Annotated in this window: 18 protein-coding genes; 15 read left to right on the top strand and 3 right to left on the bottom strand. The window is 36.2% G+C overall.

Annotated features, from left to right (window positions below; all coding sequences use genetic code 11):
• Nucleotides 1–247: 247 nt before the first annotated feature.
• The 4 genes from AC2CGN_RS15595 (at nt 248) to AC2CGN_RS15580 (ending at nt 4,818) form a co-directional block, all read left to right on the top strand.
• Complete coding sequence (locus AC2CGN_RS15595; RefSeq protein WP_484514781.1) at nt 248–1,660, top strand: YfcC family protein; 1,413 nt, start codon at nt 248–250, stop codon at nt 1,658–1,660.
• Nucleotides 1,661–1,699: 39 nt separating this feature from the next.
• Nucleotides 1,700–2,869 carry a M20 metallopeptidase family protein gene (locus AC2CGN_RS15590; protein ID WP_484514779.1) on the top strand — a complete coding sequence of 390 codons (1,170 nt, stop codon included), beginning with the start codon at nt 1,700–1,702 and terminating at the stop codon, nt 2,867–2,869.
• Between the two features lie 310 nt (nt 2,870–3,179).
• Complete coding sequence (locus AC2CGN_RS15585; RefSeq protein WP_484514876.1) at nt 3,180–4,205, top strand: YHYH domain-containing protein; 1,026 nt, start codon at nt 3,180–3,182, stop codon at nt 4,203–4,205.
• Between the two features lie 118 nt (nt 4,206–4,323).
• Nucleotides 4,324–4,818, top strand: a complete 495-nt coding sequence (locus AC2CGN_RS15580) for a hypothetical protein (RefSeq protein WP_429983495.1) — start codon at nt 4,324–4,326, stop codon at nt 4,816–4,818.
• Between the two features lie 37 nt (nt 4,819–4,855).
• Here AC2CGN_RS15580 and AC2CGN_RS15575 read toward each other — a convergent pair whose 3' ends face one another.
• Complete coding sequence (locus AC2CGN_RS15575; protein ID WP_286925513.1) at nt 4,856–6,046, bottom strand: coenzyme F420-0:L-glutamate ligase; 1,191 nt, start codon at nt 6,044–6,046, stop codon at nt 4,856–4,858.
• A 127-nt stretch (nt 6,047–6,173) separates the two neighbouring features.
• Between AC2CGN_RS15575 and AC2CGN_RS15570 the strand changes: the two genes are divergently transcribed.
• Nucleotides 6,174–7,094, top strand: a complete 921-nt coding sequence (locus AC2CGN_RS15570; RefSeq protein WP_283870115.1) for a LysR family transcriptional regulator — start codon at nt 6,174–6,176, stop codon at nt 7,092–7,094.
• A 20-nt stretch (nt 7,095–7,114) separates the two neighbouring features.
• On the opposite strand, the gene AC2CGN_RS15565 is transcribed toward AC2CGN_RS15570, so the two are convergent.
• A complete protein-coding gene (locus AC2CGN_RS15565; protein WP_429983493.1) occupies nt 7,115–7,996 on the bottom strand; it encodes a LysR family transcriptional regulator in 882 nt (293 codons plus the stop codon).
• Between the two features lie 113 nt (nt 7,997–8,109).
• Here AC2CGN_RS15565 and AC2CGN_RS15560 point away from each other — a divergent pair, with 113 nt between their 5' ends.
• Nucleotides 8,110–9,129: a YeiH family protein gene (locus AC2CGN_RS15560; protein WP_484514874.1), complete on the top strand. Its 1,020-nt coding sequence runs from the start codon at nt 8,110–8,112 to the stop codon at nt 9,127–9,129.
• A 79-nt stretch (nt 9,130–9,208) separates the two neighbouring features.
• Here AC2CGN_RS15560 and AC2CGN_RS15555 read toward each other — a convergent pair whose 3' ends face one another.
• On the bottom strand, nt 9,209–9,544 hold the full coding sequence (locus AC2CGN_RS15555) for a heme oxygenase (RefSeq protein ID WP_484514776.1): 336 nt from the start codon (nt 9,542–9,544) through the stop codon (nt 9,209–9,211).
• A gap of 288 nt (nt 9,545–9,832) precedes the next feature.
• Here AC2CGN_RS15555 and AC2CGN_RS15550 point away from each other — a divergent pair, with 288 nt between their 5' ends.
• The 9 genes from AC2CGN_RS15550 to AC2CGN_RS15510 all read left to right on the top strand — a co-directional run bounded on the left by AC2CGN_RS15550 (nt 9,833) and on the right by AC2CGN_RS15510 (nt 19,665).
• Complete coding sequence (locus AC2CGN_RS15550; protein ID WP_484514774.1) at nt 9,833–10,516, top strand: response regulator transcription factor; 684 nt, start codon at nt 9,833–9,835, stop codon at nt 10,514–10,516.
• Nucleotides 10,500–11,927, top strand: coding sequence for a sensor histidine kinase (locus AC2CGN_RS15545; RefSeq protein WP_484514772.1), 1,428 nt, complete (start codon nt 10,500–10,502; stop codon nt 11,925–11,927). Before AC2CGN_RS15550 ends, AC2CGN_RS15545 begins: the two co-directional genes overlap by 17 nt.
• A gap of 129 nt (nt 11,928–12,056) precedes the next feature.
• The gene (locus AC2CGN_RS15540) at nt 12,057–12,914 is read left to right on the top strand and encodes a peptidylprolyl isomerase (RefSeq protein ID WP_484514770.1); all 858 of its coding nucleotides are present in this window, start codon (nt 12,057–12,059) and stop codon (nt 12,912–12,914) included.
• Nucleotides 12,915–12,926: 12 nt separating this feature from the next.
• On the top strand, nt 12,927–13,628 hold the full coding sequence (locus tag AC2CGN_RS15535) for a polyphosphate polymerase domain-containing protein (protein ID WP_484514768.1): 702 nt from the start codon (nt 12,927–12,929) through the stop codon (nt 13,626–13,628).
• Nucleotides 13,629–13,647: 19 nt separating this feature from the next.
• Nucleotides 13,648–14,331, top strand: a complete 684-nt coding sequence (locus AC2CGN_RS15530) for a DUF4956 domain-containing protein (RefSeq protein ID WP_286925520.1) — start codon at nt 13,648–13,650, stop codon at nt 14,329–14,331.
• Between the two features lie 38 nt (nt 14,332–14,369).
• Nucleotides 14,370–16,178, top strand: coding sequence for a CotH kinase family protein (locus tag AC2CGN_RS15525; RefSeq protein ID WP_484514766.1), 1,809 nt, complete (start codon nt 14,370–14,372; stop codon nt 16,176–16,178).
• 88 nt (nt 16,179–16,266) lie between these two features.
• A complete protein-coding gene (locus AC2CGN_RS15520) occupies nt 16,267–16,869 on the top strand; it encodes a class I SAM-dependent methyltransferase (RefSeq protein WP_429983491.1) in 603 nt (200 codons plus the stop codon).
• A gap of 479 nt (nt 16,870–17,348) precedes the next feature.
• The gene (locus AC2CGN_RS15515) at nt 17,349–18,587 is read left to right on the top strand and encodes an ABC transporter substrate-binding protein (protein ID WP_484514764.1); all 1,239 of its coding nucleotides are present in this window, start codon (nt 17,349–17,351) and stop codon (nt 18,585–18,587) included.
• 202 nt (nt 18,588–18,789) lie between these two features.
• Nucleotides 18,790–19,665, top strand: coding sequence for a branched-chain amino acid ABC transporter permease (locus tag AC2CGN_RS15510; protein WP_429983489.1), 876 nt, complete (start codon nt 18,790–18,792; stop codon nt 19,663–19,665).
• Nucleotides 19,666–19,677 lie beyond the last annotated feature (12 nt).

Here is a 19,677-nt window from a genome sequence, read left to right as displayed (position 1 = left end):
GAGAAGCCAACTTAGTAGAAGAATAATAATTTTATTGTACAGAATTATCTAAAAATATTGACATTTTAATTTTTGTTTTTTATTCTTGTTTATAAAGTTTCCATTAAACAGAATACTTTTCCGTTTGGTGGAAAAATAGGTGGGTGATAACTACAATAAATAGTTTGAATTAGGGTATATATTGTAAATGTCTCAAACGCAATTGGAAAGCTTTCTATACTACATTTTTTCGTTAGGGGTGAAGTGCATGGCGAACCAGCACCAAGAAAAAGAGGTAGAAGTGTCACGAATAAAGGGGATTAATGCGTTTGTTTTAATGTTTATCATCATTATCACGATGACAATACTAACATACGTTTTGCCAGCAGGTCAGTATGATCGGATTGAGAGTAACGGGAGAATGGTTGTAGATCCGGAATCATTTCACTATATCGATTCAAATCCTGTTGGTTTTCTTGAAATGTTTAATAGTGTTCATTTAGGAATGCTTGAAGGTGCATCTATTATTTTATTTGTTTTTTTATTCGGTGGAGCACTAGGGATAATGCAAAAAACAGGGGCCATTGATTCATTTATTAAAGTAATGGCTTGTAAATTTGGGAAGCAGGAGTATGTATTAATACCTATTCTTGTTTTAATTTTTGCTAGTTTAGGAACTTTAATAGGTTCGGCTGAAGATACACTTGTTTATATTGCGATCGTTATTCCCTTAACAATGGCATTAGGAATGGATGCTATTACAGGGTTTGCGATAGTGATACTAGGAACTTTAGCTACTGGCTTTACTTCAGGAATTACGAATCCGTTTAATATTGGTGTTGCTCAAACGATAGCTGAATTACCAATGTATTCGGGAATGTCCTATCGGATTATCGTTTTCTTTGTTTTTTATATTTTGACAGTTCTTTATATATATAAGCATGCAAAGAAAGTAAAAAATGATCCGTCTAAAGGGATTTATGGGAAATTTAAACGAGAAGAGAGTATTAAAATAGATTTAGACTTTAAGATGAGTACCAGTCATTTACTGGCGTTACTCGTTCTACTAGGAAACTTTATTGCTTTAATTGTTGGGGTTATAAAATTTCAATGGTACATTAGTGAAATTGGCGGGATTTTTCTATTAAGCAGTATTATTATGTCTGTGATTTGTAGGGTTAGTCCAAATAAAATGGCTGAAGGATTTATTTCTGGTGCACGCGATATGGTTGAGGGAGCTTTAATCATAGGCTTTGCTCAAACGATTTTAGTCATTACAACTGCAGGAGGACTAATTGATACAATTCTTTATTTTGTAGCAAATGCAGTAAGTGTATTACCTGCTTCTATTAACGCAGTTGGGATGTTTTTGCTTCAACTTTGTTTGAACTTCTTAGTACCATCTGGAAGCGGACAAGCAGCTTTAACGATGCCTATTATGACACCCTTAGCAGATTTGATTGGTGTGACAAGGCAAACAGCCGTATTGGCTTTCCAGTTTGGTGATGGTATCTCCAATATGATTATTCCAACAAGTGGTATTTTATTAGCAGGATTGGCTATTTCAGGTATCCCATTCTCCCAATGGGTTAAGTGGGTTTTCCCATATTTTCTTATTCAGACAGGTTTGGCGATTGTTTTATTAGTTATTGCACATGTCATGAACTATGGACCGTTTTAACAAATTGAATAAAAATTGATAGAGAGAAGGGAATATACTATGGTTGGAACAGACGTTTTGAAGCAACAGGTTATTAAATGGCGACAGCATTTACATATGTATCCGGAATTATCATATCAAGAACATAAAACGGCACAATTTATTTATAATCAGTTAAAAACATTCCCACATTTAGACGTTAAACGCCTTACAGAAACTAGTGTATGTGCATTTTTAAGAGGAACTAAAACGGAAGGTAATGGTCATACAATTTTATTACGAGCAGATATTGATGCATTACCGATTGAGGAAGAAACTGATCTTTCATTTAAATCACAAAATTCTGGGGTTATGCATGCATGTGGTCATGATGCACATCCGGCAATGTTACTGGGGGCGGCTAAAGTATTAGCTGAACGTGGGACAGATTTTAATGGAGAAATTCGATTTGTCTTCCAGCACGCTGAGGAGGTCACTCCAGGTGGTGCCGCACAGCTTGTGTCTTTAGGTATTGCAGATAATGTAGATTTTGCTTTTGCACTACATGTAAGCCCTGATTATGAAGTGGGGCAATTTGCAATAAAAGATGGTAAATTTACTGCAGCAGCAGATGATTTTGAAATTAAGTTATATGGGCGTGGTGGTCACGCCTCTACACCTGAGGTTTCAATTGATCCTTTATTAATTGGCTCAGAAATTGTTATGGCATTGCAAACAATTGTATCCAGAAAAGTACCGAGCATTCATGCCCCTGTTTTAACGGTTGCTAAATTTCACTGTGGGACAGCATTAAATATCATTGCTGAAACAGCTGAGCTTGGTGGAACGATTCGCTCTCTAGATGCTAAAGTTCGGGTGGAAGCACGTGAACATTTAGAGAAAATCGTTCATAGTATTGCTTACATGCATGGAGCAACAGTAGAAATTAAATGGGAGCTGGGTTGTCCCTCGGTGACGAACGATAAGGAGCTAACGGCATTATCTCGCAGAGTAGCTAGTGATATTGTCGGAGAGACAGGGGTTAAAGAATTGCCTGCACCAATGTTTGGAACAGAGGATTTCGCAGATTTTTCAGAGGTTGTCCCTTCTTCTATGCAATTTATAGGCGTACATAATGTAGATTTTGGAGAAGCTTTCCCACTACATCATCCGCGCTTTAGGATTGATGAAGACGCACTTATTTATGGTGTCCGCTATTTTGAAAATATAGCACGTACACTTTGTCCTTAAAAAATGAACTCCCAAACGAGGAGGGCACTGAAAAAGTCGATTTGCCACAAAAAAAGTGATGCAAATCGACTTTTTTAATTTTCAGTGTCCTTCAAACAAACTACACACGATTTAGTTGATTAACTTTTAATACTTTAGCTGTCGCAAATTTTATTTGATTATGGAAAGTGTTAAATAGTAGGAGAGATTTATGGTAGGTGAAAAGAAAAGTAGCAAAATCTTAATATACTAATTGGTAAATATAGTATAATATAACATATAACATTTGTTATATTAGGAGGAATAAATGGTGAGAAATGGTTTTTCATCAATAATTAGCGTTTTATTGTGCTGTTTTTTACTTTTGTTACCGTTTACAGCGAATGCTCATCCAGGTCGAACTGATAGTAATGGTGGGCATACCTGTCGAACTAACTGTGAAAAATGGGGATTAAAATACGGAGAGTATCATTATCATAATGGTGGGGGTAGTGCATCTAATGGTGGGAGTAGTAGTACATCAAAATCAGCTCCTTCATCACCTGTGCCAAAAGTAGATGAGAATCAAGTGAAAGCTGACAAATATTACACAGCAGCAATGGATTTATATAATCGTGCAGATTATCAGAAAGCTATAACTGAGCTTGAAAAGATTTATGAATTGGATAAAGGAAATAGTAAAACAGAAAATCTTATTCAAAAGTCTATGAGTAATATTTATGAATTGGCTAATTCTAAGGCTAATGAAGAGGATTATTCAACAGCAAAAGTTTACGCAGTTTATATCAAGGAAAATCAACATTCTAGTGCTGAGATAAAGCAAAAGGCTAAAGGTTTATTAGCACAAATAGGAGAGAATGAGAAAATCAATGAGTTACTTAATAAAGCGACAATTGCTAGGGATAAAAAAAATTATGTAGAAGCATTCGGCTTTATTCAAGAGGCTCAGAAGGTAAAAGAGTTAGATAGGACTAAATCTTTATATAATGAAACGGTAGAGGTTTTAGCAAGCGATGCAGAGGAAGCTTTTCATAAGAAGAAATATGGGGATGCTGAAAAATTTTACAAATTACTGGTTGAAAATACGGAAATGCCAACATTAATTTCACAATATCAAAAGAAGCTTCAACGAATACAAGTTGAACAGTTACTAAATAAAAGTTTTGATATTGATACAGCAGATTTTGAAGGAACATCTCTATTTAATCATTTAATGAAAGAGGAAAACAACACATCGTATGATGAAAATATTATAAATATATTAAAAAACTCCTTACAAGAAGATGATTCTATGAATTACATATTTAGTGTTAACATCAAAGAGTTATTCAAAGGAGGAGATAAGGATGCTTCATGAGCCAAAGTTAAAGCATAGAACCTCAATTTTAAAATCAACTTGGTTTATGTGGTTTTGGCTAATTATTTTTCCTCCTGTTGGAATATTTCTAGTGTGGAAGCGGGGAAGACTTACCAAAATGAAACGAACTATAGCTACCGTAATAGCTACTGCCTATTTTGTCTTCCCAATAATTATTGTTATGGCAACAACGTTACCCCTTTATAATAACCATGAAGAATTTATAGAGGCATTCAATAAAGAAGTAAAAAACCTAGATTTGTCTTATTCTCTAGAAAATATAAAAAAGGAAGAAGAAACGATTACATCGAAGTTGGATAAGGATATTACTTTGATTGAAAATATTGATGAAAAAGGTGCAGTACATGAGTTGGTAATGGTGGGTCAAGGAGAAGGAATGGATATTGTACTTTCTATGGGATTGTTAATTGGTATGACAAATCCTAACTTAAATCAAAGCCAAGTTGGGACTGTTTTAAAAGAATTACGTTTATTTGACGAAAGCTATCAATATCAAAAAAATGAAACAACAGTAGAGAAAAATACGATTCGTTATAATTTAAAGTATGATCAATCTGTTGGTGTCATCTTTAGTATTTCAAAAGTAAATTAAAAAAGTGCGAGCAACCACTCGCACTTTTTTAATAATACTATTTTGTATAATTATCAAAATAACCTTGAATATAAATCATTGGTGTTCCTTTATCACCTGAACCAGAAGTTAGGTCAGAAAGAGAACCGATTAAATCCGTTAAACGACGTGGTGTTGTTCCTTGAGCCGCCATTTGACCAGTTAGATCCTCATCTTTATTTTGGATATACTCAGAAATCGCCGCTTTTAATTCATCACCACGAAGGTCTGCAAAATCATTATCAGCTAAATATTTAAGTTTAACTTCATTTGGTGTTCCATCTAAACCAGCAGTGTAGGCTGGTGAGACTACAGGGTCAGCCAATTCCCAGATTTTACCCACAGGATCTTTAAATGCACCATCACCATAAATCATGACCTCAACTGTTTTACCTGTAGCCTCTTTAAGTTTAGCTTGGATACCATCAACAATTGGCTGGCAAGTATGTGGGAATAATTTCACACTATCTTCAGTGGCTTTGTTTGAACCAAGTAATCCATATTCTGCATTGAAGCCTGAACCGTTAACAGATGCTGATAAGATGTTATCAAGGCTATAAACTTTTTCAGCCCCATTTGCTGTTAAAATACGTTTTGTGCGTAAGCGTGTATGAATATCACAAGTTAAGACACTCTTCGTATAGTCCAAAATTGTTTTTGGATTATTTGAAAAGATAACCTCACAAGAAGCACCCTCGGCTTCGATTATTTCCTTATAGTATTCAATATAATCTACACCTGTAAATGTGTGTTTTTTATAGCCGAAATGCTCGCGGAATTCAGCTTCATTTAACGTATCTGTCCAAGGGTTAATTCCTTTTACATCTAGCTCGTCGATGTCAACTAGATGATTACCAACCTCATCAGATGGATAACTTAACATAAGAACGACTTTTTTTACGCCTTTAGCAATACCACGTAAGCAGTTTGCGAAACGGTTACGGCTAAGAATTGGGAAAATAACACCAACCGTATCATCACCAAACTTAGTAGCAACGTCTGCTGCGATATCGTCGATTGATGCATAGTTTCCTTGTGCACGTGCTACGACAGATTCTGTTACTGTGACAATGTCTCGATCTTCAATTGAATAGCCTTCAATCTGAGCGGCATTTAATACCGTATCAACAACGATTTGTTCAATATTATCGCCTTCGTTAATAATTGGACCACGAAGACCTCTTACAACTGTACCAACTACACGTTCCAAAATAATCTCTCCTCATTAATAGGTAAAATAATTTATATAAATAATAATCAATATAATTTTACTATACGCCCCTTTAATGATATAAGTAAAATTAATAGTTCATATAATAGCTATAAGGAGTGCTTATATGATAGGGAAGTTAGATTTATATCGCGTTTTTAGTGTTGTTGCTAAAAATAATAGCTTTTCAAGAGCCGCTAGGGATTTATATATGACACAGCCAGCGGTTAGCCAAGCCATGATGCAATTAGAAAAGGAACTGGGTACACGTCTCTTTAATCGCACACCTAAAGGGGTAACACTTACAACTGAGGGTAGTCTTTTATTCGAATATACGAATTCAGCGTTAGGTCTTTTAGATGCCGGAGAAGAAAAGCTACTGGAATTTAAAAATTTAACAACCGGTCAATTAAAAATTGGTGTAGGAGATACGATTTCTCGCTTTTTTTTAATGCCATATTTAGAGGCATTTCATACCATGTATCCCAACATAAAATTACAAATGTTAAATGGAACGACTTCTGAAATTTGTAATTTTATTAAGTCTGGAGAGGTGGATATAGGACTTTGTAATTTTCCAATAGAAGATGCGACATTACAGTTAACCGTATGTACAGAGGTTCAAGATATTTTTGTATGCGGTGAGAAATATCGAACATTGATGTCAAAAAAATTAAGCTTTGAGGATCTTTTAAAATTTCCCCTTGTTTTTTTAGAGAAAAAATCAAATTCTAGAAAATATGTAGAAGATTATTTATTTGCGAGAGGGATTCATATAGAACCTGAGTTTGAGCTAGGATCACATGATCTTGTGCTAGAATTCGCACGTAGTAATTTAGGCATTGCCTGTGTAACGAAGGAATTTTCTAAGGATTATTTGCAACGAGGACTTTTATATGAGCTAACATTAACAGAACAAATACCAGCACGCAGTATAGGCATGTGTTATTTAAAAAGTGTTCCACTTTCAAGGGCGGCAGCGAAATTTGTAGATATTATTGAGCAAAAGCAGGAGCGTAAACGTCTAAATCCAAGGAATATTAAGTAAGCTTAGCGACTAATAGCACGCTAAGCTTTTTTGAGTATAGCTTCCATAAGTGTGTCAGCATTACGCTTATTTTTCATCGTGGGTGAGTATAGATACGAAAATGTTCGCATAAAATGCTGCTCCTCTAAATGTAAAATTTTGATATCCCCACTCTTTAATTCGCGCTCAATTACACTTGCTGATAGCAATGAAAGTCCAAGACCCTGTATAACGCTCTCCTTGACACCTTGATTACTGCTAACTGTAAGAAGTGAACGTACCTGAAGCCCATTTGCTCTAAATAAATGGTCTAAATAGTAGCGTGTACCTGAACCTTCTTCCCGCGCAACCCAGTTCTGCAGCTGTAGGTCCTCAACAGTAATAGTAGGCACTTTTGTAAGAGGATGATTACTGGCACTAACAATAAATAATTCATCCTGCATAAATGGTTTAATCATAAGTTCATGATCGTGTGCCTGCCCCTCAATAAGACCAATATCAACCTGTAATAACTTTGTATACTGTATGATTTCTTTTGTATTACCAATAATAATTTGAAGCTCCAGCTGAGGAAACTGCTGTTGTAGGCTTGCTATGATGGGAGGCAGGATATATTCACCGATTGTAAAGCTTGCGCCAATAGTAAGTGTACCTTGAATTTCATGGTGATAGGCTAAAATTTCTTCCTTTGCTTGCTCTGTAATGGCCATTATTTGTTTTGCTCGATTATATAAAATTTCTCCAGTCGGTGTGATTTGCACAGATTTTGGTGAACGAATAAATAAAGTGGTTTGCAGTTCCTGTTCTAAATTTTTAATGTGTAAGCTGACACTTGGCTGCGAAATATGGAGTATTTCGGAGGTCTTTGTAAAGTTATTAACCTCGACTAATGTGATAAATGTTTTTAAAGCGTCATATTGCATGCGATCACTCCTATCATTAAAAATATTAATAATCGTAATTATATATATATATTTTACTGATGATTAACTTTTTTATAAAGTATATTCATAAAAGGATGAAAGAAGTGAACATCATGGTGAATGGACAGAATCGATTAAAAAGCTTCCTAGCTCCAGCATTTATCAAGGGGATATTGTTAACACTCCTTATAGCCCTAGTAGCGAAATATATTTCAACATTTCCGTTCTTCTCAATATTGGGCCAGCTTGTCATTGCTATTTTATTAGGAATGGTTTGGAGAGCAGCCTTTAAGGTGCAGGATGCTTGGCAGGTTGGTATATCATTTTCTAGTAAAAAGCTATTAAGATTTGGAATTATTTTATTGGGAATGCGCTTGAATTTAGCTGATATTTATCATGCTGGAGTGAGTGTTTTTCTGATTGCATTATTAGATTTAGTATTCGCCTTAGTGATTGTCTACGGTTTAGCAAAGATGTTTCATGTTGAACGAAAACTGGGCATTTTAACGGCTTGTGGAACTGCTATTTGCGGAGCGGCCGCTGTCGTGGCTATTGCTCCTCAAATTAAAGCGAATGAAAAAGAAACAGCAGTGGGTGCAGCGATAGTCGCACTACTTGGCACGTTATTCACATTAATCTATACATTGTTCTATTCATTATTTGGCTTAGCTCCAACCGAATATGGTGTATTTACAGGAGGTACCTTACATGAAATTGCCCATGTGATTGCAGCAGCATCAGCAGGTGGCAATGAAGCTATCGATATGGCAGTTATTGTTAAGCTAACACGAGTGGCTTTACTCGTGCCTGTAGCGATTATTATTGGTATTTTTTATAGAAAAATGGAGAAAGGGCAGGAAAAAGAGCCATTTTCGCTGTCAATCATCCCATGGTTTATTCTTGGATTTTTAGCTATGAGCGCGATTAATTCACTAGGAATAGTTCCTCCTTATGTAGCACAGGCATTTGTTAATATTGCCTATATTTTAATCGGTATGGCTATGGCTGGATTGGGATTAAACGTAGACATAAAAACCTTTAAGCAATTAGGTGTAAAAGCCTTTATTGCAGGTCTTATCGGTTCAATTTTCCTATCCATTGTAGGGTATCTTTTAGTTATTTTCATACAATAATAAAGCAAAAAAGCCCTGCCTACTTTTAAAGAGGCAGGGTTTTTTTAGATAGAATCAGAAGATAATTTTTAATGATGGATTAGCGTGCCGCTTCGATTGAAGACGCTAATTCTGCTATAACAATTTTACTGCCTATCATTGGACTATTTTCAGGTTTTGCTCCCTCTGAGCCCGATTCTGGACGATGATGGGCAGCTGCGAATGCATCGCTATTACGCCAAACTTGGAAATGTTCCTTTGATTCCCAGTACATGTTGACGCTCATTTCGTCATAAGTTGGGTCATCAGTTGACACTAACACCTCTACTTTATGAAAACCTTCAAACTGCTGTAGCGGTCCTGGCTTTGTAAAATTCGGTGCCATTTTTGCAGCAAAGCCAGGTTTAACCTGAATACGATTTGTCACAATAATCATGTTTTCTACCCCCCTAATCATTTTTTAGATACAGATAACATATTTAATTCGAATGAAATTATCAATGATTATCATTCGCAATCAATGATAATTGTCGTAGGAAGACATTGTCAATAGAATAGCAATGCTTATACTATAAAAGGTTAAAGGACATTTAGAAATATGTAAAGTTTATCATCGATATAAAGAGCGTTTAATCGGATTTGTCTGATTGGACTGTGGACACTTAGCTGACATATTCCGATGTTATAATGATAACACGAACAAGCTAGGCACGAGGTGAAGGACATGGCAAAAATATTAATTGTAGAAGATGAATTTGCAATAAGTCAGGTGTTAAAAGCTTATTTAAAAAAGGTTGGCTATGATGTGATGCAATGTTTTAATGGCGGGCAGGCACTGACTGTGTTTCAAGAGTGTCAACCAGATTTAGTGCTACTAGATATTATGTTGCCAGAGAAAAATGGTTGGAGGGTTTTAGAGGAAATAAGAGATACTAGCTCTTGTCCCATCATTATGTTAACGGCATTAGGAGATGTAAATTACCGTTTAGAGGGCTTTGATCAAGGGGCAGATGATTATATTGCTAAACCATTTATAGCAGACGAGGTAGTGGCTAGGGTAAAGGCTGTTCTAAGACGTGCCAAAGGAAATCAGTCTGCAGTAGAGAAAAAATTTGGCGGGCTTGAAATAGATACGAAGGCACATCGGGTACTACTGAATGGAGAGGAAATCATTTTAACACCTAGAGATTTATCGGTGCTATTATTTTTGGCTGAGCATCCCAATCAAACATTTACACGGGATCAGTTAATTGAGCAGGTTTGGGGCTGGGAGTATGATGGTAGCGATCGAGCAGTTGATTTAGCGGTGAAGCGACTGCGAAAGGCATTGACAGATTGGGATGAGACAGATGGAGAAATAAAGACATTACGTGGATTGGGGTATCAGCTAAGTGTTCCAAAAAGATAAACGTATATCTTTGCTCAACTACTGGACAAGTCGCTATTTATTGACGCTCTTTGTAGGACTAGCCATTATCTCTTTTATATCCGCCGTATGGATTCGTCATACAACATTGGAAAATAGATTGGAAATGATGAAATTTTTAGCCGATGAAACAGTATTTCGTCTTACAGATACTACAGGGTCAAATAATGGACCTATCGGCGGGATTCCAGGTTTTATTGGTAACCGAGAACGATTTAGCATGAGAGAAATTGATCCTATTTTATATGTTGCTGACGTAGAAGGCAATGTCTTAACAAGTAATCGACCAATTCCTCCAGGCAGTGCAAAAAATGTCGCCCATTTACTTGAGGGTGAAGAAGGTACTAAAAAAATAATCGAAATGAATAAAGGACAAGAGACAGTTCAATATGTTGTAAAACGAAAAGTCGAAAGTAATCAAAAGCTAGTTGGCTGGGTGCTTGTGCTTGAGAAAAAAGAAAACTTAACGAAAGTAAATCAAGCATATGGTCAATTAGCGTTACTGATAGGAGCTCTTGCCTTATTAGGGTGGGGAGCTATTTATTTGCTGTCAAGGCGTTTGGCACATCCAATCAAACAGGTAGCCGAAGCCGCGAAGCAAGTGCAAGAGGGTAATTATACAGTCAATTTGCCTGGAAATAATAAGGAAGAGGAAATTTATGAGCTTGTTACATCCTTTAAGGAAATGGCTAATCGTTTAGAGCAATTGGAAAAAACAAGAACGGAACTATTAGCAGGTGTTACACATGAGCTTAAAACACCTGTCACATCAATTAGTGGACTGTTACAAGCAGTGAGGGATGGCGTTGTTACGGGGCAGGATGCTAAAGAATTTATTCAAATGGCATTAGTTGAAACGACAAAAATGAAGACTATGGTGGGCGATTTACTAGCCTTCAATCAATTCGCTGTCGATGCCATTCCGGTCAGACTAGAGACAGTTAATGTTAATCCACTTATACGTGATGCAGTTACACAGTGGGAGGTAATGCAGGAAGAAGAGGCAGTAAAAATCCACATACAATTGCTTGCACAACCCGTCTATGTTCAGGCTGATGTTGTCCGTATGCAGCAAATTATCACAAATTTATTAACGAATGCAAGGCAGGCCATGCAGGAGGGAACCGTCACGATTAGCTTGCTGAAAAAGAATGATTCGGTTTCCATTACTGTGCGAGACACTGGGCATGGTATTCCTCAAGAGGAGCAGGCATTTATTTTTGAACGCTTTTTTAGAGGTGAAAATAAAAAATATACCATTCGAGGACTAGGCTTAGGTTTATCACTTAGTAAAATGATGGCTCAGTCAATTGGTGGCGATTTGCGACTAATAGAAAGCAATTCTTCAGGAACATGCTTTGACCTATCATTGAAAAAAGCTACTACGCTATAAAAGGCGTGGTAGCTTTTTCGTTTGTAAAGATTTTTTGAAGGAAATGTAAAGCTGACATCTGACTGACACATTGAACCTTTATAGTAGGCTTTGTAAACGAGAAGCTAAAAGAAAGGGCGGAATCATGCTATGAAAAATAGGCTTTTCCGAACGCTAATCTTATCTGCTGGATTCGTCATGCTACTAGCCGGTTGTGCTGGGGGTAGTGGGTACGTAGCAAAGGTGGATGGAGAGAAAATTCTACAAGCGGAATTAGATGATGCGTTGCGTGAACAATACGGTACTGAAGTGCTTGAAACATTAATCGCGAACAAAATGGTTGAGCTTGAGGCAAAAAAGCTAGGTGTCACTGTATCAGAGGACAGTATTCAATCAGAGTATGAAGAGTTAATGGAGTCATATGGTGGTGAAGAAGCCTTACAGGAAGCTTTGGAAGCTAATGGACTTACAGAGAAAAGTGTAAAAGAAAATATTCGCATATACCAGCTTACCAAAAATGTTATTGCTACAGGCATAGATATTACAGATGAGGAAGTAGCTCAATATTTTGATAACAATAAGGAGAGCTATGGACAGCAAGAAGAGGTTGTAGCAAGTGAAATTTTATTGGAGGATGAGACAACGGCAAAGGATGTACTGAAAAAGCTAAAAGCTGGTGAGGATTTTTCAGAGCTAGCGAAGGCATATTCAATAGATTCAGCAACAAGTGAAAATGGTGGTGACATCGGTACTATTAGTCGAGGTCAAATGGACGAGGCATTAGAGGAAGTAGTATTCAGTCTTGAGAAAAATAGCATTAGTGATATTGTTCAAACATCTGAAGGCTATCACATCATTAAAGTAACCGATAAGGTACATGCAAAAGAGGCAGTACTCGAGGATGTCAAAGCTGATGTTTATGCCACTATTCTTGAAGAGCGGATAAATGAAGAATATACATCTTGGCTAGATGAAAAACAAGAGGAATATAAAATCGAGAGAAAATAAGGAGTGGTTTATATGTCTACTATAACTTCGTTTAATCCTAACGGTCGAAGGGAGATCAAACAAGCAATTTCTTATCCCGACTATGCCTTATTAAAATCAAAACTGCGGCATGTGATGCAGTTAGACAAGCATGCAGGGATGGATGGTAAATATTTAATTCGCAGCACTTACTTCGATAATTTTGCTAATAAGGTTCTTAATGAGAAAAAGGAGGGGTATATCAACCGTGATAAATACCGGGTACGAATTTACGATAAATCCTCAACCATTATTAATTTGGAAAGGAAAAGTAAGCGTAATAATCTTACCTTTAAAACAAAGTGTGCTATCTCTCGAAAGGAATATGAAAAAATGCGTAGTGGGGAAACATCTTGGATGGAAGAAGATCAACGTCCATTAATTAGTGATTTATATCAGGAAGTAAAGTATAACCAACTGAAGCCAGTTACGGTCGTCGATTATGAGCGAGAGGCTTATATGTATGCTTATGGAAACGTTAGAATCACCTTTGATAGTAAGGTACAGTCAAGTCTCCGTAATACAGATATGTTTAATACCAAATTACCTATGGTGGATGTACTTGAACCAAACCTAGTTATTTTAGAGGTGAAATATGATGACTACTTACCAGATATGATTAAGTATTTGCTGCAATCAGTAGATACACGTGCAGAAGCCTATTCAAAATATCAACTTAGTCGAATGTACGGCTAATATAAAGGAGAAATGAACAATGGATACAATCAAGTTTAGTGATATTTTTAAATCTAACTTTTTAGAAAAAACAACATCTTTTTCATTAATAGATTCAGTTATTGGCCTAGTAGTAGCCTTCTTTGTTGGACTTTTTATTTACGCTGTATATAAGAAGACCTTTAATGGTGTAATTTACTCCCATTCTTTTAATATTTCACTGCTAATTATGACAATGGCCACTGCGCTCGTTATTATGGGAATCAGTTCAAACGTGTTGTTATCGTTAGGTATGGTTGGTGCGTTATCAATCGTGCGTTTCCGAACACCCATTAAAGACCCTATGGATTTAGTCTATATTTTCTGGGCAATCGTTTCTGGGATTCTATGTGGTGCAGGGTTTATACCACTTGTTATTATTGGTGCAGTTTTAATTGGGCTTGTGCTACTCGTCTTTGTAAACAAAATTACTGTGGAAAATCCATATTTATTAATTGTGAAATTTGAAGAAGAACTAGCTTGTGATGAAGTAGAAAGAATTATAGCTACACAATCTAAAAAATTCTCCTTAAAATCAAAATCTATTATGCAACATGATGAAATTGAAACAACCTATGAAATTCGTGTGAAACAAAATGATGCCAAATTGATGGACAATCTTACAAAAGTACCTGGAGTAAAATCAGCAGTAATGCTTAGTTACGATGGTAATTTCACAGCTTAGTTAGCACTTTTAGAAACCTATGAAGAGAGGTGAAAATCATGATTAAAGCAAGAGTTGTCTATCTCTGTATGGCAATTCTACTACTCCTCTTTGTCGTATTGTATGCTGTACTTCCCAACATAGGCATTGAAACCAAAAATACCGAGTTTTCTTATGAGAATATTGTGTTTAATAAAAATAAAGTAACAACGGTAGATATTGAGATTGCTGAGGAAGATTGGGCAGACATGCTGGAAAATGCGACAGATAAGGAGCTAAAGCAAGCCAATATCACAGTCAATGGTAGGAGAATAGAGAATGTAGCAATTCGTACGAAAGGAAGTTCATCACTACACTCTGTTGTAAGTAGTGACTCGGATCGATATAGCTTAAAAATCGATTTCGATTACTATGATGATACGCAAAGCTTATATGGATTGAAAAAATTAAACTTAAATAATAATTTTAGTGATTCGACATTGATGAGAGAATATATTTCTTATGAACTGATGGAACAAATGGGATTACCTACACCTGCCCATTCCTATATGTATGTCACTGTTAATGGGGAAGAACGAGGCTTATTTTTAGGTGTAGAGGCAGTAGATGAAACATTCCTGGCAAATAACTACGGCTCTAATGATGGATTTTTGTTTAAGCCAGATGGGACAGGCAGTGATTTGAAATATATAAGTGATAATATTGCTGATTACACGGGGATTGGTTTAAAAACGAATGAAGGCAATGTTGATCAATCAAAGTTCATTGAAATGATTGAGGCCATCAATAGTGGCGGCGATATTGAAAAATATATTGATGTCGATGAAATGTTACGTTATTTTGCTATGAACACCGCACTTGTAAGCCTTGATAGTTATCAGGGCAATATGAAACACAATTACTATTTGTATGAAGACAATGGTGTGTTTTCGATTATACCCTGGGATTTTAATATGTCCTTTGGTGGCTTTGGTGTTGGCGGTAGAATGGGTGACAATAATCAAATTCCAGCCGATGCTGAAAAGAAAAAATTGGGAGATGCACAGATGAATGAGCAATTGGAGAAACCCGATATGAAGTTTCCAAATAATGGCGTTCAACAACAAGGACAGCAGCCAAACGGTGACCGAAAACAGGGTGGATTCAATATGGAGATGGGGTTGTCTGGCAATCTTATGGAAGATAGTGCTATTAATTTTAGTGTGAGTACCCCTGTATCTGGCGTAACATTAGAGGATAGACCTCTATTAAATGCCTTACTCTCAAATGAAGAATATCGTGCTAAATATGAAGGCTATTTAGAGGAAGTGGCTACTAATTACTTAACAGAAGAATATATCCAAAGCATTACTAAAAAGTTAGCAGTGTTATTAACAACTTATGTGGAAGCAGACCCTACGAAATTCTCTACAACTGAGCAATTTTTAGAGGCCGGAGAAGGGGAAAATAGTCTCCCGGAATTTGCTAAGCAACGATCAGCATCTATTTTAAAGCAATTGTCTGGCGAGCTTGTTGTAGAAGCTTCAACATCACAAGGTAATATAGGGATGACTAATCCTAATGATAATGGTGATGTGAGTGGCAACCCTATGCAAGAGAATTTTGACCCTAGTCAGCTACCAGAGGATTTTGATCCTTCTCAGCTTCCTCCTTTCAATCAGGATGACAATAATCAAGGGGAGCGCCCTGGTCCAATGCAAAGACCCGATCAAAATGGTGGACCGATGGGAATGCCTGGTCAAAATAATGAACAGTTAAATCAAGCAACGGTCATTGATAAAAATACAGTGATTACAATAATCGTCTGTTTTACCCTGTTAATAGCTGCCCTTCTTGGTGTTCTTAAATTCAAGCGAAGAGGTCGTTAAAAAAATAACCATATCCAAAACTTTTGGGTATGGTTTTGCTTTTTATCGTGCTAAAATTAAGCATTCTTTTTTTGAGGAGTCAACTAGTATGAATGAACAACAATATGATAAGTATTTGCATATTAATACAGTTGGTGAACAGTATGGTTTTCCTAAACTTGCGCATTATCATCGCTACGAGCCAACACCATATACGGGCCTAGAACAATTATTTTCCGGCTATCAAATGCCTGAAAATCCAGTGTTTATTGATATGGGATGTGGAAAAGGAAGAGTTCCTATTTATGTACATCATAAATTTCATATCCAGACAATTGGAATTGAAATGGATGCAGGTTTTTATGCAGAAGCAGAGAGTAATAAAAAGAGCTATCTTCAAAAAAATAATGCTCCTATACCCATCTCCTTTATTCATACAATAGCGGAAGAATATTTAATTCAACCAAGCGACACAGTTTTCTTTTTTTTCAACCCGTTCTCTATTCATATTTTCCGTACAGTCATTCATAATATTTGGAAGTCATATGAGCAACATATGCGTGAGATTCATATTATTCTTTACTACCCACCATATGATTATTTGCAGTTTTTACTTCATGGAACACCATTTGAATTAATCCATGAGATTCATTTAGAAAATGAAAAAAATATAAACGAGCGCCTTTGTGTGTTTGCGTTAAAAAAAGCTTAGAGCATCCACTCTAAGTTTTTTTAATGCTTATTGGAATTGTTACTCAAATGTTAGGTAGCAAATGTAGCATTTATTTTCCCGGAAATAAACATATAATATGGCTTTCTGATAGTAATTGGAGTCAAGTATTTCCAAATTATAAACATAATTAATAGTTAACTTTTTTGAACTAAATCATTCAATTTTCGAAAAAAGGACTTCATATAAAAGATTTTTTTATAAAAAAACAAATAATAATAGGTTTATACAAGTATAAACTGAAAATTGATAGATTATTCTTAAATAACTAATTATACTGAAAAATCACTCTAGACTAAATATAAAGAATGTTTTACAATGTAAAAGGCTTAAATGAATAATATTTAATTCAGTTTTAGATAGTTATAAATAATTATTTTCGCTATTGAGGAATTGCATTTAATTGTTTATAATTATCAGAAATATCTAATATTTGAGAAATTTTCAGGGGGAATATAATTATGAAAGAGAACAAAAAGCTTAAAAAGTTCGGTTCACTTTTAGTTGCTACTTCATTACTTGCTGGTGTACTTGCTGGTTGTGGTGCTGGAGATAGCTCAAGTTCAGGAGGAAGCTCATCCTCAGGTGGTTCATCAGGTGGAGGTTCAGCTAATGGCGGTACAATAAAAATCGGTGCAAACCTAGAGCTTTCAGGTAACGTAGCTTCTTATGGATCTTCGATTGGATTAGGCGCAGAGCTTGCTGTGAAAGAGATTAATGACAAAGGTGGTATCGATGGGAAAAAAATCGAGCTGATTAAAGTTGATAACAAATCAGAAAACTCAGAGGCGACTGCTGCAGCCATTAAACTAATAACACAGGATAAAGTAGTAGCGATGTTAGCTCCTGCAACTTCTGGTAATACAGTTGCCACAGTGCAAATTGCCAATGACAATAAAGTTCCAATTGTTACTGGATCTGGGACAGCTCCAAATATTACAGTAAATGATGATAAGAAAGGTACTATTAATGAATATGCATTCCGTACCTGCTTTATTGATCCATTCCAAGGAATTGTAGCAGCAAACTTTGCTTCCAATAAATTAGAAGCGAAAAATGTAGCTATTTTTGCTGACAATGCCTCTGATTATGCTAAGGGTCTAGCAAAATCATTTAAAGAAACAATTACTAAAAATGGCGGTAAAGTCATTAAAGAAGAAGCATATGTAGCTAAAGATACTGACTTCCGTACACAGTTAACCAATATTAAAGGGGCGAACCCTGACTTCATTTTTATCCCTGGATACTATGAAGAAGTTGGTTTAATTGTTAAACAAGCGCGCGATTTGGGCATTGATGTTCCATTGATGGGGGCTGATGGTTGGGATTCACCAACATTAGTAGAGCTAGCTGGTAAGGAAGCGCTGAATAACACATATATTACAAACCACTACTCTGCGGAAGACCCAGATCCGAAAATTCAAGACTTCGTAACAGCATTTAAAGCTGCGAACAAGGATAAAGCACCTGATGCATTCAATGCACTTGGCTATGACACAATCTACTATATTGCAGATGCAATTGAGCGTGCAGGCTCTACAGATGGGGAAGCAATTAAAAATGCATTAGCAAAAACAAAGGATCTTTCATTAGTAACAGGTACTTTCTCAGTTGACAAACAACATAACCCAATTAAAACAGCAACAGTTCTTGAATTCCAAGACGGTAAACAAGTGTTCAACTCTAAAGTTAATCCTTAATGTTTGTAGTAAGGGGGAGGCGGGTAAACACGCCTTCCTTTTTTATGTGTAGTAGATAGCTAGAATTTGCAAATAAATAGATTCTAGCAAAGGGAATCGGAAAAAACTTTTGATAGGGACACAATTTATTCTGCATTCAATAATAACATGTAGAGTACGTCCCGTTTTTGGATTTTTCAAAAAATAAAAGGAGTGAACGCTCATGGAATGGATACAGCAGCTTGTGAATGGTATTTCACTAGGTAGTATCTACGCATTAATAGCGTTAGGGTATACGATGGTATACGGGATTATTAAGCTGATTAACTTTGCCCACGGCGATGTTTTCATGATTGGGGCATTTATTGGCTTTTACGCAATCGCTAAATGGGAACTTGGCTTCTTCCCAGCACTATTATTGGCGATGGTAATCTGTGCAATATTTGGTGTTCTCATTGAACGTATTGCGTATAAGCGTCTAAGGAATGCAACACGTATTGCTGCATTAATTACTGCAATTGGTGTTTCACTATTAATCGAATATACAACGATTTTCTTCAGAGGTGCGCAACCAGCAGCTTATCCTGATGTCATTAAAAATAAATCATTTGATATTTTTGGCGTTCAAATCAGTAGTACATCCATTTTAATTTTATCTGTCGCAATTGTACTGATGATTCTTTTACAATTCATCGTACATAAAACAAAAATCGGAAAGGCGATGCGTGCCGTTTCTCATGACGCGGATGCAGCACGTTTAATGGGAATTAACGTTGATAATACCATTTCAGCGACATTTGCTATTGGTTCAGCATTAGCAGGAGCTGCAGGCGTTATCTTTGGTGTGTATTATACGAAAATTGATCCTTTAATGGGGGTTATTCCTGGGGTTAAGGCGTTCATCGCAGCCGTTCTTGGTGGTATAGGAATTATTCCTGGTGCTATGGTTGGCGGTATGTTATTAGGTGTAGTGGAGTCATTAGTGAGTGCGCTTGGCTTCTCTTTATGGCGTGATGCAGCAGCATTCGTTATTTTAATTTTAATTTTAATCTTCAGACCATCGGGTATCTTTGGTAAAAATGCCCGTGAGAAAGTGTAGGTGAGCGGTATT

It is taken from the genome of Lysinibacillus sp. DFXJR4, from assembly GCF_057196045.1.
Note: the sequence above shows the minus strand (reverse complement) of the source record. Positions and strands in the feature narration are given on the sequence as shown.

What these genes read in the sequence shown, in the direction of transcription:
- AC2CGN_RS15515 (WP_484514764.1), top strand. Translation starts at nt 17,349, where the DNA reads ATGAAAGAGAACAAAAAGCTTAAAAAGTTCGGTTCACTTTTAGTTGCT.
- AC2CGN_RS15560 (WP_484514874.1), top strand. Translation starts at nt 8,110, where the DNA reads ATGGTGAATGGACAGAATCGATTAAAAAGCTTCCTAGCTCCAGCATTT.
- AC2CGN_RS15525 (WP_484514766.1), top strand. Translation starts at nt 14,370, where the DNA reads ATGATTAAAGCAAGAGTTGTCTATCTCTGTATGGCAATTCTACTACTC.
- AC2CGN_RS15595 (WP_484514781.1), top strand. Translation starts at nt 248, where the DNA reads ATGGCGAACCAGCACCAAGAAAAAGAGGTAGAAGTGTCACGAATAAAG.
- AC2CGN_RS15520 (WP_429983491.1), top strand. Translation starts at nt 16,267, where the DNA reads ATGAATGAACAACAATATGATAAGTATTTGCATATTAATACAGTTGGT.
- AC2CGN_RS15535 (WP_484514768.1), top strand. Translation starts at nt 12,927, where the DNA reads ATGTCTACTATAACTTCGTTTAATCCTAACGGTCGAAGGGAGATCAAA.
- AC2CGN_RS15565 (WP_429983493.1), bottom strand. Translation starts at nt 7,996, where the DNA reads ATGCAATATGACGCTTTAAAAACATTTATCACATTAGTCGAGGTTAAT.
- AC2CGN_RS15530 (WP_286925520.1), top strand. Translation starts at nt 13,648, where the DNA reads ATGGATACAATCAAGTTTAGTGATATTTTTAAATCTAACTTTTTAGAA.
- AC2CGN_RS15580 (WP_429983495.1), top strand. Translation starts at nt 4,324, where the DNA reads ATGAAACGAACTATAGCTACCGTAATAGCTACTGCCTATTTTGTCTTC.
- AC2CGN_RS15540 (WP_484514770.1), top strand. Translation starts at nt 12,057, where the DNA reads ATGAAAAATAGGCTTTTCCGAACGCTAATCTTATCTGCTGGATTCGTC.
- AC2CGN_RS15590 (WP_484514779.1), top strand. Translation starts at nt 1,700, where the DNA reads ATGGTTGGAACAGACGTTTTGAAGCAACAGGTTATTAAATGGCGACAG.
- AC2CGN_RS15550 (WP_484514774.1), top strand. Translation starts at nt 9,833, where the DNA reads ATGGCAAAAATATTAATTGTAGAAGATGAATTTGCAATAAGTCAGGTG.
- AC2CGN_RS15510 (WP_429983489.1), top strand. Translation starts at nt 18,790, where the DNA reads ATGGAATGGATACAGCAGCTTGTGAATGGTATTTCACTAGGTAGTATC.
- AC2CGN_RS15570 (WP_283870115.1), top strand. Translation starts at nt 6,174, where the DNA reads ATGATAGGGAAGTTAGATTTATATCGCGTTTTTAGTGTTGTTGCTAAA.
- AC2CGN_RS15555 (WP_484514776.1), bottom strand. Translation starts at nt 9,544, where the DNA reads ATGATTATTGTGACAAATCGTATTCAGGTTAAACCTGGCTTTGCTGCA.